Raw genomic sequence first — 24,801 nt, 5'->3', positions numbered from 1 at the left:
TGCGGCGTCAGCTGACCTTGATCTGGTCGTAGACCGGCACGCTGAACGGGTTCAGGGAGACGTTGGAGATGCGGGTCGAGTAGCCGGCGCTGCCGTTCTGGTACCAGAGCGGGATGGCGGCCATCTGGTCCCGTACGACCCCTTCGGCCTGCTGGAAGGTGGAGACCGCCTTGGCCTTGTCGGTCTCGGCGTTGGCCTGGTCGACCAGCTTGTCGAAGTCGGCGTTGGTCCACTTGCCGTCGTTGGAGGAGGCGCCGGTGTAGTACAGCGGCTGGAGGAAGTTCTGGATCAGCGGGTAGTCCATCTGCCAGCCCGCCCGGAAGGGGCCGCTCATCTTGGACTGGGTGATCTGGCTGCGGAAGTCGGCGAAGGTGCCGACCGGGCCGCCGACGCACGCCCGGTCGTTGCCGAGCGCGTTGTTGATGCTGTTGCAGACCGCGTCGACCCATTCCTTGTGCGAGCCGGTGTCCGCGTTGTACGAGATCTTCAGCTGCCCGCCGGGGATGCCGCCGCCGTCGGCGATGAGCTTCTTGGCCTCGGCCGGGTTGTAGTCGCAGCCGTCCCCGCAGAGCCCGGCCTTGTAGCCGCCGGCCTCGCCGAGCACGGGCGAGGTCCAGTCGGTGGCGGGGGTGCGGGTCTTCTGGAAGATGGTGTCGGTGATCTGCTGCCGGTTGATCGCCCGTGAGATGCCCTTGCGCACCTTGGCCGCGTTCGGGGTGTTCCAGGCGGCGTCGTAGTACGGGAAGGCGAGCGTCTGGATGATGCCGGCCGGGGTGTTGATGTACCGGTCGCCGAGATCCGCCTTGACGTTCTTGAGCTGGGAGGCGGGCACGTCGTCGACGAGGTCGAGGTTGCCGGCCGTCAGATCGGTGTAGGCGGTGTTGTTGTCGGTGTAGACCTTGAGGTCGATGCCGCCGTTCTGCGCCTTGTCCTCGCCCATGTATCCGGCCCACTTGCGCATCGAGAGCTTCGAGCCCTTGGTGTACGAGTCCACCGTGTACGGGCCGTTGCCGACCGGCTTGGAGAGCCAGGCCGCGTGGTTGTCGAAGAACGCGCGGGGCAGCGGCGCGAACGCGGGATAGCCCAGGGTGTCGGGCCAGGTCGAGAACTTCTGGTTGAGCTTGACCGTGAAGGTCTTGTCGTCGACGACCTTGAGGCCCGACATGGTGTCCGTGGACGGGCTGCCGCTCTTGGGGTGGATCTGGTCGAAGCCGTCGATGTAGGCGAACATCGACGCGTTCTTCTGGTTGTTCTTCAGGTTCGCGCCGTAGTTCCAGGCGTCCACGAAGGACTTGGCGGTGACCTTCTCGCCGTTGGAGAACGTCCAGCCGTCCTTGAGCGTGACCTTGAAGTTCTCCGAGTCCGAGGTGTCGATGGACGCGGCGAGCATGTTCTTGGCCTCACCGGTCTTCGGGTCGTACCGCTTGAGACCGCGCATCAGCATGTCGAGGACCTTGCCGCCCTGCACCTCGTTGGTGTTGGCGGGCTCCAGCGGGTTCTGCGGGTCGCCCCAGGAGGAGCTGACGATTCCGTCGGCGCCACCGCCGCCACCGCTTCCCCCACCACCGCAGGCCGTCGCCGCGAGAGCGACGATCACCGCACCTGCGGCCCACTTGGCGTGCGTGGCTCCGCGCATGGCGTCCTCCTAGAGTCCTACTCGGGTCCCAAGTCTCACTTAGGCCCAAATATCACCCCAGAAGCGGACAGGCCGCACCTTTACCAGAGCCGTCCGGGCGCGCAAACGGGTGGGCCCGCGATCCCTGACGGAATCGCGGGCCCACCCGTTCGTACTGGTTGTCAGGCGGCGCCGACAACGTCCTTCTCCTCGGCGAAGTGGCACGCCGACTCGTGTGCGACCGGGCTGTCCAGACCCTGGAAGCGCTCCGGGATCGCGAGCAGCGGGACCTCGGTGGAGCAGCGGTCCTCCGCCTTCCAGCACCGGGTGCGGAAGCGGCAGCCCGACGGCGGGTTGGCGGGCGAGGGGACGTCTCCGGTGAGGATGATCCGCTCGCGGTGCTCGCGCGCGTCCGGGTCGGGGACCGGGACGGCGGAGAGCAGCGCCTGGGTGTAGGGGTGCGTCGGGTGCTCGTAGATCTGCTCGTCGGTGCCGATCTCGGCCATCTTGCCGAGGTACATGACACCCACGCGGTCCGAGATGTGCCGGACGATCGACAGGTCGTGCGCGATGAAGACGTACGACAGGTTGAACTCGTTCTGCAGCTTCTCCATCAGGTTGATGACCTGGGCCTGGACGGACACGTCCAGGGCGGAGACCGGCTCGTCGCAGATGATGATCTCGGGGTTGAGGGCCAGGCCGCGGGCGATGCCGATGCGCTGGCGCTGACCGCCGGAGAACTGGTGCGGATAGCGGTTGATGTACTCCGGGTTCAGGCCCACGACGTCCAGCAGCTCCTGGACCTTGCGGCGCCGGTCGCCCTTGGGAGCCACCTCGGGGTGGATCTCGAAGGGCTCCCCGATGATGTCGCCGACCGTCATCCGTGGGTTCAGCGAGGTGTACGGGTCCTGGAACACCATCTGGATGTTGCGGCGCACGGCCTTCAGGGCGCGCCCGGACAGCTTGGTGATGTCCTGGCCCTTGTAGAAGACCTCGCCGGCGGTCGCCCGCTCCAGCGTCATCAGGAGCCGGGCGACGGTGGACTTGCCACAGCCGGACTCACCGACGATGCCCAGGGTCTCGCCCTGGTACAGGTCGAAGGAGACGCCGTCGACGGCCTTGACCGCGCCGACCTGCCGACGGAACAGGATGCCGCTGGTCAGCGGGAAGTGCTTGACCAGATTGCGGACCTGGAGGATCGGCTCGCCCCGGTCGACCGGAGCGTCGAGGATCGCCTCGACCTCGGTGGTCGTGGAGGCGTCCACCTTGACGATGTCGGTGACGTTGGGGGTGGCGTCCACGGCCTCGTCCTTCTTGTCGAGCTCAGCCATGGATCGTCTCCTTCCAGAAGTGGCAGGCGCTGCCGCGGCCGACCAGATCGGTGCCGTCCTGCTCGGTCACCTGGTGCAGCACCGGGACATCGGTGCGGCACACGTCCTGCGCCATGGTGCAGCGCGGGTTGAACGCACAACCGCTCGGAATCTTCATCAGGTTGGGCGGCAGGCCCTTGATCGCGAACAGCTCCTGGCCCTTGTGGTCCAGGCGCGGGATCGATTCGAGCAGACCCTTGGTGTACGGGTGCGCCGGACGCTTGTAGATCTCGTGCACCGGAGCCTGCTCGACGATCCGGCCCGCGTACATGACCGCGATCTTGTCCGCGACGTCGGCGACCACGCCGAGGTCGTGGGTGATCAGGATCAGGCCCATGTTGAACTCGCTCTGGAGTTCCGCGAGCAGGTCCATGACCTGGGCCTGGACGGTCACGTCGAGCGCGGTGGTCGGCTCGTCCGCGATGATCAGGTCCGGCTCAAGGGCCAGCGCCATGGCGATCATGATGCGCTGGCGCATACCGCCGGAGAACTGGTGCGGGTAGTCGGTGACCCGGGCCGCGGCGGCCGGGATCTTGACCCGGTCCATCAGCTCGATGGCCTTGGCCTTGGCGTCCTTCTTGGACAGGCCCTGGTGCACCCGGAACATCTCGCCGAGCTGGTAGCCGACGCTCAGCACCGGGTTCAGCGCGGAGAGCGCGTCCTGGAAGATCATCGCGATCTTCCGGCCACGGATGGCGCGGCGCTCCTCGGCGGACATCTTCAGCATGTCCTGGCCGCGGAACAGGATCTCGCCCTGCGGGATCTTGCCCGGCGGCATGTCCAGGATGCCCATGATCGCCTGCGCGGTCACGGACTTGCCGGAGCCGGACTCGCCGAGCACGGCGAGCGTCTCGCCCGCGTTCACCGAGTAGTTGACACCGTTGACCGCCTTGGCCACACCGTCACGGGTGTGGAACTCGACGTGCAGGTCCCGGACTTCGAGCAGCGGGCCGCCCTTGTCGTCGCCCGAACGGGGCGCCGGGACGGTCGCGGATTCTTCAATGATGGTCACGTCGTACGCCCTCCTCAGCGCAGCTTGGGGTCGAGAGCGTCGCGCACCGCGTCACCGAGCATGATGAACGCGAGCACCGTGATGCTCAGCATGGCGCTGGGGAAGAACAGCACGTGCGGGGCGGTACGGATGACGGTCTGGCCGGATGAGATGTCGTTGCCCCAGGAGACGGTGGAGGGCGGAAGCCCGATACCGAGGAAGGACAGCGTCGCCTCGGCGGCGATGTAGCCGCCGAGCGCGATGGTGGCGACGACGATCACCGGGGCGATCGCGTTCGGCAGGATGTGCCGCAGCATGATCCGGCCGGTGCCGGCGCCGAGCGCCTTGGCGGCCTGCACGTAGTCGGCCTGCTTGACCGTCAGCACCGAGCCGCGCATGACGCGGGCGAGCTGGGTCCAGCCGAGGACGCCGAGTGCGAGGACCACGGTCCACACGCTGCGGTGGGTGAAGGCGTTCAGGACGACGATCGCGCCGAGCAGCAGCGGGATGCCGAAGAAGACGTCGGTGAGGCGGGAGAGCAGGGAGTCGAACCAGCCGCCGAAGTAGCCGGCCAGCATGCCGACGAGTCCGCCGAGGATGGTCACGACGAGCGTCACGCAGACGCCGACGATGATCGAGGCGCGGGCGCCGAACAGGACGCGCGCGAAGATGCTGCGCCCCTGCACGTCGTAGCCGAACCAGTCCTCCTGGAAGACGTGGCTGTACTGCGGCACGCCCAGGTAGTGCTTGCCGAGGTCCGCGTGGTCCGGGTCGACCGACGTGAAGAGGCCGGGGAAGGCCGCCACCACGATCAGGAAGACGATCAGGATCGCGGAGATCACGAAGACCGGGTTGCGGCGCAGGTCCCGCCACGCGTCCGACCAGAGGCTGCGGGGCTTTTCCGCGGCGACGGGGACGGGGGCGACGGCCGGTGACTCGGCGGCCCCGGCGGAAGCCTTGTTGAGGGTCTCAGGCATAGCGGATCCTCGGGTCCAGAGCGGCGTACAGCAGGTCGACCAGAAGGCTGGAGAGCAGGTAGACGATCACGAGGATCGTCACGATGCCGACCACCGTGGCGTTGTCCGACTGATTGATCGACCGGTACAGCGTGTTGCCGATGCCGTGCACGTTGAAGATGCCCTCGGTCACGATCGCGCCGCCCATCAGGGCGCCGAGGTCCGTACCGAGGAAGGTGACCACCGGGATGAGCGAGTTGCGCATCAGGTGGATGCCCACGACGCGACGGCGCGGCAGGCCCTTGGCGATGGCGGTGCGGATGTAGTCCGCGCGCAGGTTCTCGGCGAGCGACGTCCTGCTGAGCCGCGCGATGTAGGCGAACGACAGGGAGCCGAGAACGGCGCCCGGCAGGATCAACTGCGTGATGTCGTCGGAGTTCTGCACGGTCGGCGTGGTCCAGCCGAGTTGGTCCGCGAAGATCGTCTGGAAGATGAAGCCCAGGACGAAGATCGGGATCGAGATCAGCAGCAGCGTGATCACGAGGACCAGCTTGTCCCACAGCTTGCCGCGGTTCAGGCCGGCCAGGAGGCCCAGCGAGAGGCCCACCACGATCTCGACGGCGAAAGCGATCAGTGCCAGCCGGATGGTCACGGGGAACGTCTCGGCCATGACGTCGATCACCTTACGGCCGGTGACGAAGCTGCTGCCGAAGTCACCAGTGACGACGTTGCTGAGATAGTGCCAGTACTGCGCGAGGACCGGCCGGTCGAACCAGTACTCGTGGCGCAGCCGCGCCATCGCCTGCGGATCGGCAGGTCTGTCGCCCCACAGAGCCCGGACGGGGTCGCCGGGAAGTGAGTACACCATCAGAAAGATGAGCAGAGTGGTCCCGATGAACACCGGGATCATCTGGAGCAGTCGCCTTGCGACGTAGCGCCCCATCGAGCCTCCATAGTCAGCCGCTACAGCAGCCGGCCCGCCCCGCTCCTCGTGGGAGGGGCGGGCCGGCTGCCCTGCGCGAACGGTGTGGCGCCGACGCGATGTCGGAACGCCGGGGTGGATCGACCGTTAGCGGCCTGTTCGCTACTTCTTCAGAACCTCGACGGCGGTGAAGACCGGCTTGCCGAAGGTGTCGTACGTGACGTTCTTGACGTTGGCCGAGTAGCCGGCGTTCGTCTTGTAGTACCAGAGCGGGATGGCCGGCATGTCGGCGTAGAGCGACTTCTCGGCGTCCTGGTACAGCTTGACCGACTCGTCCAGGGTCGGCGCCTTGTCGGCCTTGGCCGTCAGGTCGTCGAACGTCTTGTTCGAGTAGCCGCCCTCGTTACCCGCGGCGGTGGTGCCGTACAGGTCCTTGAGGAAGTTGGCGTTCAGCGGGTAGTCCTGCACCCAGCCCGAGCGGTAGAAGCTCTGGACCTTCTTGTTGGTGCGGACGTCCAGGACGGTCTTGAAGTCCGCCTTGGAGTCGCTCTCGCACTTGACGCCGGTCGCCTGGGTGATGTTGGAGCAGACCGCCGACACCCATTCCTTGTGGCCGCCGTCGGCGTTGTAGAGGATCGAGATGGAGGCGTTGGCGCCACCGGCCTCGGTCACGAGCTGCTTGGCCTTGGCGGGGTCGTACTTGCAGTACTCACCACAGGCGTCGGCGAGGTAGCCCTTGACGGCCGGCGGCACGAAGCCGGTGGCCGGGGTACGCGAGCCCTGGAGCACCGTCTTGGTGATGGTGTCCCGGTCGATCGCCATCGAGATGCCCTGCATGAACTTGCCGCGGTCCTTGACACCCTTGATCGCGTCCGCGTAGGTGGCGACGGCGATCGTCTGGATCGAGTTCTGCGGGGCGTCCACGGCGCGCTTGCCGAGGTCCTGGTGGTAGGTGGCCATGCCGCTCGGGGCGACCTGGTCCAGCACGTCCAGGTTGTTGGAGACGGTGTCCTTATAGGCGGCCTCGGAGGTCGTGTAGAACTTGAAGTCCACACCACCGTTCTTCGGCTTGTCCGCACCGGCGTACTTGTCGTAGGCCTTGGTGAGGAAGTCCTGGTTGTGGTTCCACTTCACGAACTGGTACGGGCCGTTGCCGATGGGCTCTTCGCCGTACTTCTTCGGGTTCGTGTAGAAGACCGACGGCAGCGGCGAGTAGGCGCTGTAGCCGAGCTTGTAGGTCCAGTACGGAGCCGGGTTGGCGAGCTCGACCTTGATCGTGTAGTCGTCCGGGGTGGACAGACCCGACATCTTGTCGGCCTTCGGGTCACCCTTCTCCGGGTGGACCTCGTCGTAGCCCTTGATGTCCGAGAACCAAGAAGCGTTCTGCTGCGCGTTCTTGGCGTTGGCGCCCCAGTTCCAGGCGTCCACGAAGGACTTGGCGGTGACCTTCTCGCCGTTGTGGAACGTCCAGCCCTGCTTCACCTTGATGGTGTAGTGGCTGGCGTCGTCCTGCTTGATCGAGTCGGCGACGACGTTCTCGATCGCGCCGGACTTCGCGTCGAAGTCGACCAGCTTGGAGAAGAGGACGTCGGTGATGCGTCCGCCGCCGGTCTCCATCACGTTGGCCGGCTGGATCGGGTGCTGCGGTTCGCTGCTCTGGTAGCTGAAGACACCTGCCGGGTCAGCAGCCGCGCCCGAGTTGTCCGTGCTGTCCTTGCCGCCACCACAAGCGGTCGCAGCCAGGGCGATGATTGCCGCTCCCGCGACCCACTTGGCGCTCGTAGCACCACGCATGGGTTTCCTCCTCATGAGTCCACTTGTCACTACAAGAGGGGCACTTCTACGCGCGCTGACACCCCTGACAGCGCTTCTACGTCAAGTACCCCGAGTGTGCTCGTGAGTCGGCACTCCCCACAGTGCGTGACCCATTGACCCGAGCTCAATGGAGCCAACTATTAAGTACGGCCGGGCTGTAAACCACACTTAAAGGGTCTCGGTTTGACAACATCAGTACCGGGCAACGGCCCGAAATTCGGACAAAATGAGCACAGACAGACACCCCCGAAACGGACCGTTAACACATCTTCCGGAGAGCGACGGTCGATATCCGAACAGGATGTCCCTTAAAACAACTTGACCCTAGAGGCCGACGACCCGTGCGCGCGGGGGTCCTTGGACATGATCACCCACGCGTGTGTACCCAGCCGTCCAAACCTCCACACCGACGCCGAAGCCCGGCCCCGCTGCTGCGGGGCCGGGCTTCGGGGCGTACGGGGTGCGTCAGTTGCGCTTGGCGCGCGACGCGGTGCGGCCGCGCTCCTTGGCGTCCAGGACGACCTTGCGGATGCGCACGGCCTCCGGGGTCACCTCGACGCACTCGTCGTCGCGGCAGAACTCCAGGGACTGCTCCAGGGAGAGCTTGCGGGCCGGCACCACGTTCTCGGTGTTGTCGGCGGAAGCGGCACGCATGTTGGTGAGCTTCTTCTCCTTGGTGATGTTCACGTCCATGTCGTCGGCACGCGAGTTCTCACCGACGATCATGCCCTCGTAGACCTCGGTGCCGGGCTCGGTGAACAGCACACCGCGCTCCTGGAGGTTGATCATCGCGAAGGGGGTGACCGAACCGGCGCGGTCGGCCACCAGCGAACCGTTGTTACGGGTCGTCAGGGTGCCGAACCACGGCTCGTGGCCCTCGTGGATGGAGTGGGCGATACCGGTGCCGCGGGTGTTCGTGAGGAACTCCGTACGGAAGCCGATGAGGCCGCGGGAGGGCACGACGAACTCCATGCGGACCCAGCCGGAGCCGTGGTTGGACATGTTGTCCATGCGGCCCTTGCGGACGCCCATGAGCTGCGTGACCGCGCCCATGTGCTCCTCGGGGACGTCCACCGTCAGGCGCTCGACCGGCTCGTGGGTCTTGCCGTCGACCTGCTTGGTGACCACCTGCGGCTTGCCGATGGTCAGCTCGAAGCCCTCGCGGCGCATCTGCTCGACGAGGATGGCGAGCGCGAGCTCACCACGGCCCTGGACCTCCCAGGCGTCGGGACGCTCGGTGTCCAGGACGCGCAGCGAGACGTTGCCGATGAGCTCGCGGTCGAGGCGGTCCTTGACCTGACGGGCGGTGACCTTGCGGTCCTTGACCGTCGACTTGGCGTCCGCGCCCTTGCCGGAACCGCCACGGCCGACCAGCGGCGAGGTGTTGGTGCCGATGGTCATCGAGATGGCCGGCTGGTCGACCGTGATCAGCGGCAGCGCGATCGGGTTCTCCGGGTCGGCCAGGGTCTCGCCGATCATGATGTCGGGGATACCGGCGACCGCGCAGATGTCACCGGGGCCCGCCATCTCGGCCGGCTTGCGGGTGAGCGCCTCGGTCATCATCAGCTCGGTGATGCGGACGTTGGCGATCGTGCCGTCCCGCTTGATCCACGCGACCGTCTGGCCCTTGCGCAGCTCGCCCTGCTCGACGCGGAGCAGCGCGATGCGGCCGAGGAAGTTGTCGGCGTCGAGGTTGGTGACGTGCGCCTGGAGGGGGGCGGTCTCGTCGTACTCGGGGGCCGGGACGCTGGAGAGGATCGTCGAGAAGAACGGCTCCAGGTTGTCGCTGTCGGCCGGGACCGTGCCGTCCTCCGGCTTGGTCAGCGAGGCGACGCCGTCACGGGCGCAGGCGTAGACGATCGGGAACTCGATCTGGTCCTCGTCCGCGTCCAGGTCCAGGAACAGGTCGTACGTCTCGTTGACGACCTCGTCGATCCGGGAGTCCGGGCGGTCCGTCTTGTTGATGCACAGGATGACGGGCAGGCGCTGCTGGAGCGCCTTGCGCAGCACGAAGCGGGTCTGCGGCAGGGGGCCCTCGGAGGCGTCCACGAGCAGGACCACCGCGTCCACCATCGACAGACCGCGCTCGACCTCGCCACCGAAGTCGGCGTGGCCCGGGGTGTCGATGATGTTGATGGTGATGACGTCGCCGCCATCCTTGGGGTGGTACTTCACGGCCGTGTTCTTGGCCAGGATCGTGATGCCCTTCTCACGCTCCAGATCGTTGCTGTCCATCATGCGGTCGTCGAGCGACTCTGCGGCGTGCGCGGCGAAGGCACCGGCCTGCTTGAGCATGGCGTCGACCAGCGTGGTCTTGCCGTGGTCGACGTGGGCGACGATGGCGACGTTACGGATGTCGTGGCGCGTGGGCATACTGACTGGCGCTTCTCTCGATCGTGGGATCAGGCGTCTGACGCGGTCGAGTCCTCGTCCGCCCGCCGGGCAGACAGGCCACGGCTCCTCCCCATGGTACGGGGCCGCCGCGCCGACGGCTTCCCGGGCCGATTCCACCGATCTCGAACAGGGGGCTGCGCCGTGTATTGAGCCTGGGTCAGGGGCGTACACGACCTTGCCCGCCGGCGGGGCCGGCGGGCAAGGGACTTGAGCAGGTTCTGAGCTTGGGGCCGCTCGGGCCCAAGGCTGTGACCTGGTGGTTTTCTCTTCTACTTCTGAGTGTTCGCCGATCCGTTGTGCGCCGTTTCCGGCTTCTTGAACCCGATGTCCTCGAAGTTCGGGGCCGCGAAGCCGAAGGCGCCCGCATTGGCCACATTGGGCTTGACCGCGACCAGCTCGGGGCGCTGGTAGAGCGGGATCGAGCCGGCCGCCGCCCAGATCCGGGCGTCCGCCTTGCGCACGAGGTCGCGGGCCTCGTCCTCGTCCAGTTCACCGGCGGCCTGCTCGAAGAGCTGGTCGATGCGGTCGGTGCCGACCCGGCTGTAGTTCTGTTCGACGAGCAGCGAGCCGTCGGACGCGGGCTCCGGCTTGGCGAAGATCGGCCGGTCGTCGGTGGCCGGGTAGGCCGTTCCGGGCCACGAGTACAGCGCCAGGTCGAAGTCGCCGGAGGCGATGTGGTCCTTGAAGTAGCTGTCGTCGGCCACCTTGACGATCTCGGTGTTGATGCCGACGCCCTTCAGCATGGCCGCGATCTTGTCGCCCACGGCCCGCAGCGACTCCGAGCCCGGGCCCGAGGGCAGGACGAACCGCAGGGTGAGCGGCTTGCCGTCCTTGCCGAGCGGGCCGCCCTGCGGTGCCGGGGCCGCCGTTCCCTGCGGGGCGTACGCGCCGGGGGCGCCGCCCTTGGGGCGGGCCTCGGTCTTGGTGTCCTTGCCGGTGTCCTTCTTGGCCTGCTCCGCGGGGTCGGCGTCGAAGAAGCGGGCCTGGCGGCGCAGCGCGGCCTGCTGCTGTGCCGCGGTACGGGCCGGGGCGAGCACATGGGTGCCGGAGGCGCCGGAGCTGCCGGGCTTGTCGTCGCCGACGATGTAGGTGCCCTCGTCGTCGGGGTGGTTGCCGGCGGCCGGCGGGGTGTCGGAGGCCCGGCGCTTGCCGTCCTCGGAGTCCTCGGCGCCGTCGTCCGCCTTGCTGCCGGCCTTGGCGACGTCCTGCTTGGGCTTCTGCCGGGCGCCGTCGGTGGTCCAGCCGGCGTCGGCGAGCAGCGCCCGCGCCTCCTTCTCGTCCTGGCTGCCGAGCGCGTCGCTGCTGTCGCTGTACGCGTCCTGTCCGGCCAGCGCGAGGTGGCTGCCGGGCGGCAGGGCGGGCAGGCCGAGCGGCTTGAGTACGGCTTCGGCGAGTTCCTGGCGGTTCAGCGCGCGGGCCACCGCGCGTCTGACCCGCTCGTCCGCGAGCGGCCCGGAGGCGCCGTTCAGGGCGAGCTGGGTGTAGGCCGGCTCCAGGGTCTTGCGGATCGCGAAGCCGCGCAGGCCGGCCTGCTCCCTGGCGTACTTCTCGATCGCGGCCCGGCTCTCCTTGCGGGCCTCCTGCTCGGCCTCCGCCTTGTCGTCCTCGGCGCCGTGGGCGATCGCCCAGGAGCGCAGCGCGGAGGCCGGCGTGATGGCGGCGGCGGGGCCGTGCGTGACGGCCTGGCCCTTGTCGCGTTCGGCGAGCGTGATGCGGTCGGCGTCCGCGCGGTCGATCTCGGCCACGTCCACGCTGCCCTCGGCGAGCGCCGCGGCCCGCTTGTCGCGCGGCACGGCTTGCAGGACCAGGCTGTCGAGCTTGGTGGGGCGGCCCCACCAGCGCGGGTTGCGCTCCAGGGTGATCTCGCCCTTGCCCTTGTCGGCCGCCTTGAGCCGGAAGGCTCCCGCGGTCGCCTTCAGGGTCGTACGGGCGCCGTCGTTGAAGGCGTCGGGAGTGCCGGTGACGTCCTTCGGGTAGAGCGGGCTGAACAGCGAGCGCCAGTCCGCGTACGGCTTGGCGAAGGTGACCTTGACCTCCAGGTTGTTGGCACCCTTCTCGATCTTCTCGATGCGCTCGTACCCGGCGTTGCGGGCGGTCCAGTACGCCGAGTCCTTGCCGCTGAGCGCCCGCCACTGGGCGACGAAGTCGGGGGCGCCGATCTCCCGGCCGTCGCTCCAGACCGCCTTCTGGTTGAGCTTGTACAGGACGACCTGCTTGGGCTCGTGCTGGACGACCTCGGCGGACTCCAGGTAGTCGGCGTTGCGCTGCGGGCGCCCCCGCTGGTCCAGCGTGAAGAGCGCGGGCAGCACCGCCTGGGCGACGCGCTGGGAGGCGGCGTCGGCGTCGGCCTGGAAGGTGTTGAGCGTCTGGGGCATCGCGTCGACGGCCCACTTCAGGGTGCCCCCGTCGGCGACGTTCTGCCGGGCCGCGGCCCCGATGTCCTGGGGAGCGGCGCCGGCCGCGGTCCCGCTGTCGGCGGAGCCGCAGCCGGTCAGCAGCACGGGGAGCGCGAGCACCCCGGTGGTCAGGAGCGCGACGGAGCGCGACCGGACGGAGGCCGCGGTCCGGATCGCAGCGACGATCCGGGGCGCCCTCCCGTTCGGGTCACCGACGTGGGACATGGCTTGTACCTCTTCGTCAGATTTATGGGACTTCATGCCATTTCGCGATGATCACACCTATCCCAGTCACTGAAGAGGACGGTCCCCCCACCGGGGCGGCGACACGGCGCAGCGGGGCCCGAACCCCACCCGTGCGGCCGAACGCACCCGCGAATCCGGCGCCCCGCACCGGCCCGGCTCGAACACGGGCCGAACAACGGGCGCGCCCCGCACCCGCAACCCCACAACCCCGTGCACGCACCTTCACAACCGCGCATGTGAGGCGCGACACTCTCAGGCGCATGAACATTGCCACCCGCTCCGGCGAAAGGCAGGCAAGTCATGTCCCTGCAGGACGAGTTGACGGCGGCTCAGCGCTGCCTCGACGACCTCGTACGAAGTGTCGGGCGGCTGGAGGAGCAGGTCGGGAGCGGCCTGGACATCCGGCGGGTACGGACCGACACCGACCATCTGCGCGAGAGCCTCGCCCTGCTCCGCGAGGCGGCGCCGAGCGGCGCGGCGGCGGCCCGGCCCGACCTGGTCACCATCCCCGACACCCCGTACGACACCTCGCTCTGGACCGATTCGGACGACGAAGGGCTCGGGAGCACCCGGTCCCGCGGCCGGCGCACCCCCTGACCTCCTCTGGAGCCACTCTTGGCCACAGGCACGGAACCCTCTCCCCCGGCGGGGAACGGCACCGGCGTCCATGACGCCTCGCGCGCCGCGATCGGCCCCCGCCATCTGCGCACCGACCGCTGGTGGCTCGCCCCGGCGGTGACCGCCGCGGGGCTGCTGGCCTTCGTCGTGTACTCGACCTGGCGGGCGTTCGCGAACGCGGACTACTACCACGCGCCCTACGTCTCGCCGTTCTACTCGCCGTGTCTGGCCGACAACTGCGCGACCATGCGGCACGGCCCGAACGCGGACGTCTTCGGCAGCTGGTGGGGCCTGTCCCCGGCGCTGCTCATCCTGATCTTCCCGCTCGGCTTCCGGCTGACCTGCTACTACTACCGCAAGGCGTACTACCGGGGCTTCTGGGCCTCGCCCCCGGCCTGCGCGGTGGCCGAGCCGCACCGGAAGTACTCGGGCGAGACCCGCTTCCCGCTCATCCTCCAGAACGTCCACCGGTACTTCTTCTACTTCGCGGTCGTGGTCGCCGGAATCCTCACCTACGACACCGCGCTCTCGTTCCGCGACGAGCACTACCGGTGGGGCCACATGGGGCTCGGCAGCCTGCTCTTCCTGACTGATCAACATCGCGCTGATCTGGACGTACACCCTGTCCTGCCACTCCTGCCGGCACATCATCGGCGGCCGGCTGCGGCACTTCTCCAAGCACCCGGTGCGCTATCGGCTCTGGGGCTGGGTCGGCAAGCTGAATGAGCGTCACATGCTGCTGGCCTGGGCCTCGTTGATCAGCGTGGCGCTCGCCGACTTCTATGTGTATCTGCTCTCGACCGGGGCGTTCGACGATCCGAGGTTCTTCTAAACATGAAGGCAGCCTGAATGACTCAGCTGGAACGGCAGCAGTGGGACGTCGTCGTGGTGGGCGCGGGCGGCGCCGGCCTGCGGGCCGCGATCGAGGCGCGCGAGCGGGGCGCCCGTACGGCAGTGATCTGCAAGTCCCTGTTCGGCAAGGCGCACACCGTGATGGCCGAGGGCGGCATCGCCGCCTCCATGGGCAACGTCAACTCCGGGGACAACTGGCAGGTCCACTTCCGGGACACCCTGCGCGGCGGCAAATTCCTCAACCAGTGGCGCATGGCGGAGCTGCACGCGCGCGAAGCACCCGATCGCGTCTGGGAGTTGGAGACCTGGGGCGCCCTGTTCGACCGCACCCCCGACGGCCGCATCTCGCAGCGCAACTTCGGGGGCCACGAGTACCCGCGCCTCGCGCACGTCGGCGACCGTACCGGCCTTGAACTCATCCGCACCCTCCAGCAGAAGATCGTGAGCCTCCAGCAGGAGGACAAGAAGGAGTTCGGGGACTACGAAGCACGCCTGAAGGTCTTTCAGGAGTGCACCGTCACACGGGTGTTGAAGGATGCGTCCGACAGCGCCGACGCCTCGGGCGGCCGGGTCTCCGGCGCGTTCTGCTACGAGCGCGAGAGCGGGCGGTTCTTCGTCCTGGAGGCGCCCGCGGTCGTGCTCGCCACCGGCGGTATCGGCAAGTCCTTCAAGGTGACCTCCAACTCGTGGGAGTACACCGGCGACGGCCATGCGCTCGCCCTGCTCGCCGGGGCGCCGCTGCTCAACATGGAGTTCGTGCAGTTCCACCCCACCGGCATGGTCTGGCCGCCGTCGGTCAAGGGCATCCTGGTCACCGAGTCGGTGCGCGGCGACGGCGGAGTGCTCCGCAACTCCGAGGGCAAGCGGTTCATGTTCGACTACGTGCCGGACGTCTTCAAGGAGAAGTACGCGGAGTCCGAGGAGGAGGGCGACCGCTGGTACGAGGACCCAGACCACAACCGCCGCCCGCCCGAGCTGCTCCCCCGCGACGAGGTCGCCCGCGCCATCAACGCCGAGGTGAAGGCGGGCCGGGGCAGCCCGCACGGGGGCGTCTTCCTGGACGTCTCGACGCGCATGCCGGCCGAGGTGATCCGGCGCCGGCTGCCGTCGATGTACCACCAGTTCAAGGAGCTGGCGGACGTCGACATCACGGCCGAGGCGATGGAGGTCGGGCCCACCTGCCACTACGTGATGGGCGGGATCGCGGTCGAGTCCGACACCGCGGCGGCCCGCGGGGTGCCGGGCCTGTTCGCGGCCGGTGAGGTGGCCGGCGGCATGCACGGCTCCAACCGGCTCGGCGGCAACTCGCTCTCCGACCTCCTGGTGTTCGGCCGGCGGGCCGGGCTGCACGCCGCCGAGTACGCGGCCTCGCTCGCCGGCCGCCCGGCCGTGGACGAGATCCAGATCGACGCGGCGGCCGCGGAGGCGCTGCGCCCCTTCAGCGCCGAGGCTCCCGAGGACGGCTCGCCCGTCGAGAACCCGTACACCCTGCACCAGGAGCTCCAGCAGGCGATGAACGACCTGGTCGGCATCATCCGCCGGGAGGGCGAGATGCACCAGGCGCTGCGCAAGCTCGCCGAACTGCGCGCGCGGGCCCGGCGGGCCGGGGTCGAGGGGCACCGCCAGTTCAACCCGGGCTGGCACCTCGCGCTCGATCTGCGCAACATGCTCCTGGTGAGCGAGTGCGTGGCGCGGGCCGCCCTGGAGCGCACCGAGAGCCGCGGCGGCCACACCCGCGAGGACTGGCCCGGCATGGACCGCGCCTGGCGCCGGGTGAACCTCCTGTGCCATCTCGCCGACCCCACCGAGGGCCTGGCGCCGTCCGAATCGGAGCGCGGCCAGATCCGGCTGGAGCGCGAGGAGAGCGACCCCATCCGGGCGGATCTGCTCTCCCTCTTCGAGAAGGAGGAGCTGGTCAAGTACCTCGCCGAAGAGGAGCTGAAGAGTTGAGTACGTACGATGCGAGCTTCCGGGTCTGGCGGGGCGACACCGGCGGCGGTGAACTCACCAATTTCACGGTCGAGGTGAACGACGGCGAGGTGGTCCTCGACATCATCCACCGCCTCCAGGCGACCCAGGCCCCCGACCTCGCGGTGCGCTGGAACTGCAAGGCGGGCAAGTGCGGTTCGTGCAGTGCGGAGGTCAACGGCCGCCCGCGCCTGATGTGCATGACGCGGATGTCGGTGTTCGAGCCGTCCGACGTCATCACGGTGACTCCCTTGCGGGCGTTCCCCGTCGTGCGGGACCTCGTGACGGACGTGTCGTTCAACTACGCCAAGGCGCGGGAGGTCCCGGCGTTCGTGCCGCCCCAGGGCGTGGCGCCCGGCGAGTACCGGATGCAGCAGCTCGACGTGGAGCGCTCGCAGGAGTTCCGCAAGTGCATCGAGTGCTTCCTGTGCCAGGACACCTGCCATGTGGTGCGGGACCACGAGGAGAACAAGGCGGCCTTCGCGGGCCCGCGCTTCCTGATGCGGGTCGCCGAACTCGACATGCATCCGCTGGACGCCGCCGCCGAGACCGGCCTCGACCGCAAGCGGACCGCGCAGGACGAGCACGGGCTCGGCTACTGCAACATCACCAAGTGCTGCACCGAGGTGTGCCCCGAACACATCAAGATCACCGACAATGCGCTGATCCCGCTGAAGGAGCGGGCGGTGGACCGCACGTACGACCCGCTGGTCTGGCTGGGCAACAAGATTCGCCGGCGCAACTCCTGACGCTTCATCAACTCCAGCCCCTGCGGTAGGCGGACCAGTCTCCCGGGCGCTCCGCGAAGTCGACGTACAGGGCGAGTCCGAAGTTCTGGCGGTGGCGGTCGGTGCGGGCCAGTCCGAGTCGGGCCCCTCGCACGGCCGCCTCCACGGTCTCGGCGGAGCCGTGGTGGGTCAGGGTCTCGTCGTTGTAGAACGGCAGCCCCATCAGCAAGTCGGTCTGCTTCGGGGTGACTTGAAGGGCGAGGGCGGTCTGCCGGGCGACATAGCCGCCGTACAGGCTCTGCACGGGCATGGCCGTGTCGTACGACATCACGGCGATCTGGTCGACCCTGCGGGCCACCTGGCCGAAGTAGGCCTGCGCCCACCACTTGCCGTGTCCGGTGAGGCCGTCGGCGGCCGTGTGCAGGGCGGGCAGCGGGTCTATCTGGTGCGCGGCCACGGAGAGCAGGGCGCCGCGCGCCCGCGTGAGGGCGTGCAGCGAGTCGAGCAGCGCGAGGTAGTTCCGGTCGCCCGAGGGCAGCGGCTCCAGATCGAAGTGGACGCCGTCGAAGCGGGCCCGGTCGAGCACTTGGCGGGCGCTGGCGACGACCGAGGCACGGGTCGCTTCGTTGTCGAGCCGCAGCCCGACGGGGCCCTCGCTCGCCAGCTCGTCGCCCAGCCATGCCTGCACCCGCACGTTCGGCAGCCTGCGGTGCACGCCCTCGACCAGCCAGGCGGCCCTGGGGTAGCGGGCGGCGGGCAGGGTGCCGTCGTGGTCGAGCGGCCCGGTGTGCACGAAGAGGTCCCTGATCCCGCTGCCGCGCACCTTCGCCGCGAAGGCGTCGAGGTCCTTGTCGCCCTTGCGGCCGTCGACCCAGGCGTGCCCCAGCCAGTACGCGTCCTGGCCCCGGGTCCTGGTGCCGTCGCCCGGGACACCGGCGTACTGGGCCCGCAGGGCCGTCCCCGCGGCGGCTGTCAGCACCACGACGACCAGCGCGGCGACCAGCAGGGTGCGGCGTGTCCAGCGCCCTCCGCGGCCGTGCCACCAGGTACGTATCCCAGCCATTTCCGTGCCCCTCCCCCTCCGGTGCCGAACTGCCCACCCTAGCTGCGCCCCGCGCAGGGGCACCGCGTCGGCAAGATGAACCAGAGGGGTACGTTCCGGTCGCCGGTGGCCTGTTTCAGCCATACGCTCGAAGCGTGATGCAGCCCGCTTCGACCGTCGACCTGGTGCTGCCGGTGGCCGTGGTCGTAGTGGCCGGCGCATCGGCCGCGTACGCGTACCTCAAGCGCAAGCGGCGGACCCACACCCGCACCACACCGGCCGGGACGGCGAGACCGCACGGACCGCACGGACCGCACGGACCGCACGGACCGCACCAGCACGGCTAGCTCAGGACGTGCGCACGGCACGGCTGGTTCAGAACATGCTGAGGAGTTGTTCCTCCGTCAGCTCAGTCGGGCCCGACTCACCGTCCGGCAGGGCCAGTTCGAACCAGACCGTCTTGCCGCGCGGGGTGCGGCGCGCCCCCCAGGCCGCGCTGAGCAGTCCGACCAACTGGAGGCCGCGGCCGCCCTCGTCCGTGTCGCGGGCGCGGCGGCGCCGGGGCTGGACCAGGCCCGCGTCCCACACCTCGCACACCAGCGTGCGGTCGCGCAGCAGGCGCAGCCGTATCTCGCCGTCGCCATAGCGCAGCGCGTTGGTGACGAGCTCGCTGACCAGGAGTTCGGTCGTGTCGACCAGGCCTTCGAGGTCCCAGGCGAGCAGCTGGGTGCGGGCGAGCTCACGGGCCCGGCCCACCGAGCGGGGCTCGCGCGGCAGCCGCCAGTCGCCGACCGCGTCCGAGGGCAGGCCCTGGATGCGGGCGAGCAGGAGCGCGATGTCGTCCTCGCCGTGCCGGGTGTCGAGCGAGCCGAGGACCTGGTCGCACACGTCCTCAAGCGGGCGGTCCGGGTCGGTGAGGGTCTTGCGGAAGGCGTTGAGGCCCTCGTCGAGGGGGTGGTCGCGGGATTCGACGAGTCCGTCGGTGTAGAGGGCGAGCAGCGCGCCCTCGGGCAGATCGACCTCGACCTCCTCGAAGGGCTCCCCGCCGACGCCGAGCGGCAGCCCCGGCGGCACGTCGAGCAGCATCGCGGGCTCCCCCGGGTCGTCGCCCGGCTCGACCAGGACGGGCGGCAGGTGCCCGGCGTTGGCGAACGTACAGCGGCGGGTGACCGGGTCGTAGACCGCGTACACACACGTCGCCAGGTACACCTCGCCGAGGTCTGCGTCGCGGGACTTGTGGGCGACGCGGGAGGCCTGCTGGCTGCCGCCGGGGGCGCCGAGGCCCCGGGCGATCTCGTCGAGGTGCGAGAGGACTTCGGCGGGCTCCAGGTCGAGCAGCGCCAACGTCCTTACCGCGGTGCGCAGTTCACCCATGGCGACGGCGGCGCGCAGGCCGCGCCCCATCACGTCGCCGATGACGAGCGCGGTGCGGTGTCCGGGCAGTTCGATCACGTCGAACCAGTCCCCGCCGACCTCGGACTCGGCGCTGCCGGGCAGATAGCGGCAGGCGATGTCGAGCCCGGCGGCCTCCGGGTCGCCGGGCGGCAGCAGGGAGCGCTGGAGGATCAGCGCGCGCTCGTGCTCCCTGCGGTAGAGGCGGGCGTTGTCGATGCAGACCGCGGCGCGCGAGGCGAGCTCGGTGGCCAGCGCCCGGTCGCGCTCGCCGAACGGCTCGCTGCCCTTGGCGCGGGCGAACTGCACCAGGCCGACGACCGTGTCGTGGGCCACCATCGGCACGGCGAGGGTGGTGTGCACCAGGCCGCCGTCGGCGCCGCGCACGGTGTGCACGCGTGCGGTGCGCAGGGCGCTCGCGTACGGGGAGTGGAAGCGGTAGCGGTGCAGATCGCCCACGCCGACCTCCCCTTCGCCCTCGCCGCCGGCCAGCGGGCCGTCCGACACCGCGCTCGCGAAGGCGACCCGGCGCAGTTCGCCGCGCCCGTCGGAGGATCCGGTGGCGGGGTCGTCGCCGGCGAGCAGGGCCTGGTAGAGGTCGACCGAGGCCAGGTCGCAGAAGCCGGGGACGGTGATGTCGAGGAGTTCGCGGGCGGTGGTCTCCAGGTCGAGGGAGTTGCCCATGCGGGCACCCGCCTCGTTCAGGAGGGCGAGGTTGCGGCGGGCGTCGGCGGCCTCGCGGGCGGCGTTGTGACGCCGGGTCACATCGATGCCCAGCCCGGCGACGCCGATCGGGCGGCCGGTGCCGCTGTGCACGCGGTAGAGGTTGATCGACCAGTGCCTGCGGTCGGAGCCGCCGGGGGCCGAGCCGACTATCTGGAGGTCGGTGACGGACTCCCCGGTCTCCAGGACCCGTTGCAGCGCCGCCGACATCCGGTCGGCCTCGGCGCGGCCGAGGTAGTCGTGGACGGTGTGGCCGCGGTGCTCGTCGGGGTCGCCGCCGAAGACGGTGGCGAAGCGGCGGTTGGCGCGCAGCACCGTGAGATCCGTACCGAACAGCAGGAAGCCATAGGGAGATTGACCAAAAATGGCCTGCGACGCGGCGAGGTCGGTCTCGATGCCGCGCAGAGCGCGTACGTCCACGACGATACAGAGGGCCGCGCGTTCGTCGGCGGCCGTGCGGCTCGGCATGACGTAGAGCTCGGCCAGCCCCTGGGCGCGTTCACCGCCGTCGGGCGACGGCACGCGGAACGGGACGACGCCGGTCCACTCCTTGCCGTCCAGGATCTCCGCGACCCGGCCGTGGCCGCGCGGGCGCAGCTCGGGGGGCATGAACGCCTCGACGGGATCGCGGCCGATCACGGCGGCCGCGGCCAGGCCGAACTGCTCCTCGGCCCGCAGGCTCCACTGCTCGATCAGTCCGTCCGGGCCGATCGAGAACGAGGCGACGCGGATGTAGTCATAGATCGAGCCAGGCGGACTGCTCTGCCACACGACATCGCCAGCCGTCTCAGGTATCTCGCTCACGCGACCGTCCCCTCCAGCTCACCGCACCGGACCGGCCTTGACCGCAGTATTCAGCACTACGGCCCCAGCCGACACGGCGTTCACGATCACATCCCGGTCTCGTTCTTTTCCAGCCGTTGTCGACCGGTCCCGTTACGGGCTTGTGATCGTCCGTCCCTCCCTCCTTCTAACCATGCAGAGCCAGCTCGAACCACACGGTCTTGCCCGTTCTGCCACGACGGGTCCCCCAGCGCCGGGCGGAACAGGCCACGAGCTGTATGCCCCGGCCCCCTTCGTCGTCGATTCCGGCGCTGCGTTCGACGGGCGGATCGGGCAGCGGGTCGGACACCTCCACCAACAGGGTGGTGCTGTCGAGGCGGTCGAGCCGTACGCCGATGGGCCCTTCGGCGTACCGCAGGGAGTTGGTCACCAGCTCGCTGACCAGGAGGACCGCCACGTCCACGGTCCCGTGGTCGAGGTCCCAGCCGCGCAGGGCGTCCCGGACGGCGTGCCTGGCGGTTCGTACGGCCCCTGGTTCAGCAGGGAAGGTCCACTCGGCGCACTCGCCCGAGGTGTCGATCACGCCGATCACCCGCATCCGATGGTTCGGGGGGTTTGAAAACGATTAATAGGCACATACCCGATATTTGGTACGCCCTATCCCCAACTGGGGCGGATGGCGGCACTAACGGCGCAATGTTTCCAGGATGCGCATGGCTTCGGCGACCGCCGGGCGGTCCTGCGGGAGCCAGTCGACGGCGTCGGCCTCCTCGGGGGCCAGCCAGCGCAGTTCGTCGTGGTCCTGGAGCGGGCGGGCCTGGCCGTCGAGCAGTCGGGCGGTCCAGGCATGCAGCACCAGGCCGGGGCGCAGCGGCCACTCCCCCGCGATTCGCTCCAGCGGCTCGGTCTCGATGCCGAGTTCCTCGCGGAGTTCCCGTACGAGTGCCTGCGGGGAGGTCTCGCCCGGCTCCACCTTGCCGCCGGGCAGTTCCCAGCGGCCGGCCAGCTCGGGCGGGGCGCTGCGGCGGGCGGCGAGCAGGCGCCCCCGGTCGTACACGGCTCCGGCCACCACGACGGTCTCGTTCATGCGCCGGAGCGTAACGCGCGGGCGCCGTGCGGCCCGCACCGCTCCTGCTGGGACCTCTGCCGGCCCGTTGCCGGGCCGCCGCCGCGCCATTGCCGAGCCGTTGGCGGGCCGTTGGCGGGCTCCGGGGCGGCTACTGCTGGGCGGGGGCGCCGATCCGCTCGACCCAGTAGAGCTGCTTGTGCCCGCGGTCGTCGAGGCTGTCCGCGATGCGCTGCGCCTCGGCCTGCGTGGCGTACTTGCCGACGCGGTACTGGTTGCCGTTGTCGTCCTGGCGTATCACCAGCCAGGTGAGCACAGCGCCACTGTCGTTCATCGCATCCCTCCCGGCATTGGCGTGCAGGTCAGTAAGCCTCGGCAGGAAACCCCAATCCGCATATGCCCGAGCCTACGCCTGACCTTTACTCAGCGGATACGTGTTTACACAAAGAGATACGAATTCGGTCAACGGCCGCAGATGCGAAAGGGGGCGCACCCGATGGGTGCGCCCCCTTGGTCCCGCCGGGACCCTCGTGCGGCCCGGGCCGCCGGCGGTGTTACTTCACGGGCAGGTGGTACGCGATCCGGTAGCGGTCGGCGGGGACCACCACGTCGGCCGTCTCCACGGCAAGACCCGAGGCGTAATAGGTCCGTTCGATGACAAGGACGGCATGACCGGGGACCCCGCCGAGCGCCAGGAGTTCCTCCGCGAGCCCCGGGCGCGCGCCGACCTCCTCGACCACGTTGTCCACCACGATGTCGATCGCGGCCATCCGCTCCACCACCCCGCAGCCGCCCAGCGGCCCTTCCTCGGGCAGCATCACCGGGCTGCGGCCGGTGACCGACAGCGGCTCCCAGGAGGTGGACAGCATCATCTGCTCGCCCGCGTCCCGGAACACGTACCGCGTGCGCATGACGCGGTCGCCGGGGTCGATGCCGAGGCGCTTGGCGATCTCCGGGGTCGCCTCCTCCTGCTCGCTGCGCGACTCCCAGGTGCCGCGCGCGGCCTCCTCGGCCTGCTCCTGCCGGAACGGGCTCGCGCCCTTCGTCGGCCGGTAGCCGGAGCGGGCGACGCGGCGCGGCACCGGGCGCTCGCGCACGTAAGTGCCCGAGCCGGAGCGGCCCTCGACCAGTCCCTCCGCCATCAGTACCTTGCGCGCCTCCAGGGCCACGGTGTCCGAAACCCCGTACTCCTCGCGGATCCTGGCCTGCGAGGGGAGACGGGTGTGCGGCGGCAGCGAACCACTGACGATCTTCTGCCTCAGATCGCTGGCTACGCGCAAATAGGCCGGCTGCTCACCGAATGTCACGGGCCACTCCCATCAGGTTGACAGACTGCAACAGCGTGGCAACCGTGGGTTGGCGACCGCAAGCAAAGGCCAAACATTCACTCGAAGTGATGAAGCGCCTTTACCCAGGGCGAACCCGCGGTACAGCGCGTACGTTCTGCCCGGCCCGGGGCCCCGTCAGACGCTTTTGGAACCGTCGCTTCCGGAACCGCCGGCGCTTCCGGAACCACCCGAGCCGCCGCTGCCCCCGGTCCCGCCCCCGTTCCCGCCGCCGGAGCGGTCGTCGGTGGACGGCGGGATGGTGGCGAGCCCGAGCGCGCCCCGCGCTGAGATCTCGATCGACTGCCTCATGGCGTTGTCCGCCGCCGCGGAGTGCAGATAGAAGGAGTTCGCGTCCCGCGAGGCCGCCGCCTTCTGCCATTCCCTCTGCGCGATCCTCATGCCGTCGATGTACGGCTGCACGGACGGCGAGAGACGGCTGGGCCAGGAGTGTCCGGTCAGCGCGTCGGCCTGGGCGCCCATCGTGCCGGACACCGCTCCCGCCCACTTCTGGAACGCGGGCAGGTCGTCCTCGACGCTGTCCTCGTCGGGCGCCTCGGCCATGACGCGGTCCACGTCGTTGACCGTGCGCAGGAACGCGAGCTGGTCCGCGTCGAGCGTGCCGGCGTCATTGCGGACCGAGCCTTCGAGCTTGCCGCTCTCCGACGCGAACGCACAGGTCACGGCGTGGTCGCCCCGGCTCCAGCTCTGCGTGCTCGGCGTGTAGTAGTAGGGACCGGCCTCGGCCGGAACCTTCCACCGGTCCATGGCGTACGACTGCTCGATGACCGAGCACTGCTCGTCGGCCTGGCGGGCGATGGCGCTCTCGCCCGGGTACACGGTGCCGGTCAACCGGAACGAGCCGGACACCTCGGCGTCGTGCTTGCCGGAGCACGGCACGATCCGCACGGAGACGACCTCGCGCTCCAGCTTGCCGCCCGGCACGTCGAAGCAGTCGCCCTTGCGCAGGTCGAGGGTGCTGCGCGAATTCCGGACGCCTTCGTTCCAGCCGTCCTTGAAGCCGCGCCAGCCAGCGCCGAGTCCGCCCGTCGCGATCGAGACCACCAGCGCGATCGTGCTGAGGGACGAGAGCACGACTCCGGCGACGGCCATGCCCTTGCCGCGCAGCCCCTTCCTCTTGATCTGCCCGAGCGCGAACCCGCCCAGAACCAGACCGAGCGGGGGTATGCAGCACAGGATGCCGGAGACGAGGGAGCCGACGGCGAGCCCGCTCACGGGCGGTTGCGACGGCGCGGCCGGATACGGGTACCAGGGGCCGCCGTTCATCGGGCCGCCGTTCACTGGACCGTTCATGGGGCCGCCGTTCATCGGCTGCCCCGGATACGCCCCGGGCTGCCCGCCGGGCACCTGAGGGGGCGTCGGCCATCCGTAACCCTGCCCCGGTTGCGGCTGCTGCGGCTGCCCTGGCGCCGGCGGCGGCGGTATCTCCACGGGTACGGTGCTCCTCATCGAACTGCGGCGAACTGTTGCGCGAATCCGCATCGTACGCGGACGGGTCGCGGCAACGGGGACGCCGTGGACGAGCCCGCTCAGCCGGAGCCCGTGCTCGCTCCGGCACGGGAAGAAGCCGTCGAAGAA

General features: G+C 69.4%; 19 protein-coding genes and 1 pseudogene. 5 read left to right on the top strand and 15 right to left on the bottom strand.

The window, feature by feature from the left end; all coding sequences use genetic code 11:
- Nucleotides 1-7: 7 nt before the first annotated feature.
- The 8 genes from CG740_RS11250 to CG740_RS11215 form a co-directional block, all read right to left on the bottom strand.
- On the bottom strand, nucleotides 8-1,636 hold the full coding sequence (locus CG740_RS11250) for a peptide ABC transporter substrate-binding protein (RefSeq protein ID WP_100574903.1): 1,629 nt from the start codon (nucleotides 1,634-1,636) through the stop codon (nucleotides 8-10).
- A gap of 161 nt (nucleotides 1,637-1,797) precedes the next feature.
- Nucleotides 1,798-2,946, bottom strand: a complete 1,149-nt coding sequence (locus tag CG740_RS11245) for an ABC transporter ATP-binding protein (RefSeq protein WP_100574902.1) — start codon at nucleotides 2,944-2,946, stop codon at nucleotides 1,798-1,800.
- Entirely contained in the window at nucleotides 2,939-3,997 is a 1,059-nt protein-coding gene (locus CG740_RS11240; RefSeq protein ID WP_100574901.1) for an ABC transporter ATP-binding protein, read from the bottom strand. Before CG740_RS11240 ends, CG740_RS11245 begins: the two co-directional genes overlap by 8 nt.
- A 14-nt stretch (nucleotides 3,998-4,011) precedes the next feature.
- Nucleotides 4,012-4,953, bottom strand: a complete 942-nt coding sequence (locus tag CG740_RS11235; protein WP_100574900.1) for an ABC transporter permease — start codon at nucleotides 4,951-4,953, stop codon at nucleotides 4,012-4,014.
- Nucleotides 4,946-5,875: an ABC transporter permease gene (locus CG740_RS11230; RefSeq protein ID WP_100574899.1), complete on the bottom strand. Its 930-nt coding sequence runs from the start codon at nucleotides 5,873-5,875 to the stop codon at nucleotides 4,946-4,948. Before CG740_RS11230 ends, CG740_RS11235 begins: the two co-directional genes overlap by 8 nt.
- Nucleotides 5,876-6,016: 141 nt before the next feature.
- Nucleotides 6,017-7,648, bottom strand: coding sequence for a peptide ABC transporter substrate-binding protein (locus CG740_RS11225; protein ID WP_100574898.1), 1,632 nt, complete (start codon nucleotides 7,646-7,648; stop codon nucleotides 6,017-6,019).
- A gap of 486 nt (nucleotides 7,649-8,134) precedes the next feature.
- On the bottom strand, nucleotides 8,135-10,042 hold the full coding sequence (gene typA / locus CG740_RS11220; RefSeq protein ID WP_100574897.1) for a translational GTPase TypA: 1,908 nt from the start codon (nucleotides 10,040-10,042) through the stop codon (nucleotides 8,135-8,137).
- Nucleotides 10,043-10,332: 290 nt separating this feature from the next.
- Nucleotides 10,333-12,684 carry an ABC transporter family substrate-binding protein gene (locus CG740_RS11215; protein ID WP_100574896.1) on the bottom strand — a complete coding sequence of 784 codons (2,352 nt, stop codon included), beginning with the start codon at nucleotides 12,682-12,684 and terminating at the stop codon, nucleotides 10,333-10,335.
- 321 nt (nucleotides 12,685-13,005) lie between these two features.
- On the opposite strand from CG740_RS11215, the gene CG740_RS11210 reads away from it, so the two are divergent.
- The 4 genes and pseudogenes from CG740_RS11210 (at nucleotide 13,006) to CG740_RS11195 (ending at nucleotide 16,892) form a co-directional block, all read left to right on the top strand.
- The gene (locus CG740_RS11210; RefSeq protein ID WP_100574895.1) at nucleotides 13,006-13,302 is read left to right on the top strand and encodes a hypothetical protein; all 297 of its coding nucleotides are present in this window, start codon (nucleotides 13,006-13,008) and stop codon (nucleotides 13,300-13,302) included.
- 18 nt (nucleotides 13,303-13,320) lie between these two features.
- Nucleotides 13,321-14,155 (top strand): annotated as a pseudogene (locus CG740_RS11205) (hypothetical protein).
- A 17-nt stretch (nucleotides 14,156-14,172) separates the two neighbouring features.
- Nucleotides 14,173-16,125, top strand: a complete 1,953-nt coding sequence (locus CG740_RS11200; protein ID WP_100574894.1) for a fumarate reductase/succinate dehydrogenase flavoprotein subunit — start codon at nucleotides 14,173-14,175, stop codon at nucleotides 16,123-16,125.
- The gene (locus CG740_RS11195) at nucleotides 16,122-16,892 is read left to right on the top strand and encodes a succinate dehydrogenase/fumarate reductase iron-sulfur subunit (RefSeq protein ID WP_100574893.1); all 771 of its coding nucleotides are present in this window, start codon (nucleotides 16,122-16,124) and stop codon (nucleotides 16,890-16,892) included. Before CG740_RS11200 ends, CG740_RS11195 begins: the two co-directional genes overlap by 4 nt.
- Before the next feature lie 7 nt (nucleotides 16,893-16,899).
- Here CG740_RS11195 and CG740_RS11190 read toward each other — a convergent pair whose 3' ends face one another.
- Nucleotides 16,900-17,934: a glycosyl hydrolase family 18 protein gene (locus CG740_RS11190; RefSeq protein WP_100574892.1), complete on the bottom strand. Its 1,035-nt coding sequence runs from the start codon at nucleotides 17,932-17,934 to the stop codon at nucleotides 16,900-16,902.
- 134 nt (nucleotides 17,935-18,068) lie between these two features.
- On the opposite strand from CG740_RS11190, the gene CG740_RS41515 reads away from it, so the two are divergent.
- Nucleotides 18,069-18,260 carry a hypothetical protein gene (locus tag CG740_RS41515; RefSeq protein ID WP_159030273.1) on the top strand — a complete coding sequence of 64 codons (192 nt, stop codon included), beginning with the start codon at nucleotides 18,069-18,071 and terminating at the stop codon, nucleotides 18,258-18,260.
- 28 nt (nucleotides 18,261-18,288) lie between these two features.
- Here CG740_RS41515 and CG740_RS11180 read toward each other — a convergent pair whose 3' ends face one another.
- The 6 genes from CG740_RS11180 to CG740_RS11155 form a co-directional block, all read right to left on the bottom strand.
- Nucleotides 18,289-20,832, bottom strand: coding sequence for a SpoIIE family protein phosphatase (locus tag CG740_RS11180; RefSeq protein ID WP_100574890.1), 2,544 nt, complete (start codon nucleotides 20,830-20,832; stop codon nucleotides 18,289-18,291).
- 166 nt (nucleotides 20,833-20,998) lie between these two features.
- Nucleotides 20,999-21,403, bottom strand: coding sequence for an ATP-binding protein (locus CG740_RS11175; RefSeq protein WP_100575086.1), 405 nt, complete (start codon nucleotides 21,401-21,403; stop codon nucleotides 20,999-21,001).
- 93 nt (nucleotides 21,404-21,496) lie between these two features.
- Nucleotides 21,497-21,898, bottom strand: a complete 402-nt coding sequence (locus CG740_RS11170; RefSeq protein ID WP_100575085.1) for a (deoxy)nucleoside triphosphate pyrophosphohydrolase — start codon at nucleotides 21,896-21,898, stop codon at nucleotides 21,497-21,499.
- Between the two features lie 130 nt (nucleotides 21,899-22,028).
- Complete coding sequence (locus tag CG740_RS11165) at nucleotides 22,029-22,211, bottom strand: hypothetical protein (RefSeq protein ID WP_100574889.1); 183 nt, start codon at nucleotides 22,209-22,211, stop codon at nucleotides 22,029-22,031.
- A 220-nt stretch (nucleotides 22,212-22,431) separates the two neighbouring features.
- Nucleotides 22,432-23,184 (bottom strand): GntR family transcriptional regulator, encoded by a 753-nt coding sequence (locus CG740_RS11160; protein ID WP_100574888.1) that lies wholly within the window; start codon nucleotides 23,182-23,184, stop codon nucleotides 22,432-22,434.
- 156 nt (nucleotides 23,185-23,340) lie between these two features.
- A complete protein-coding gene (locus CG740_RS11155) occupies nucleotides 23,341-24,516 on the bottom strand; it encodes a DUF4190 domain-containing protein (RefSeq protein WP_159030272.1) in 1,176 nt (391 codons plus the stop codon).
- Nucleotides 24,517-24,801 lie beyond the last annotated feature (285 nt).

Origin of the sequence: Streptomyces sp. CB01201 (assembly GCF_002803085.1) — a bacterium.
GTDB lineage: Bacteria > Actinomycetota > Actinomycetes > Streptomycetales > Streptomycetaceae > Streptomyces > Streptomyces hundungensis.
The sequence above is the reverse complement of the archived record's forward strand: the minus strand, read 5'-3'. Positions and strand labels throughout refer to the sequence as shown.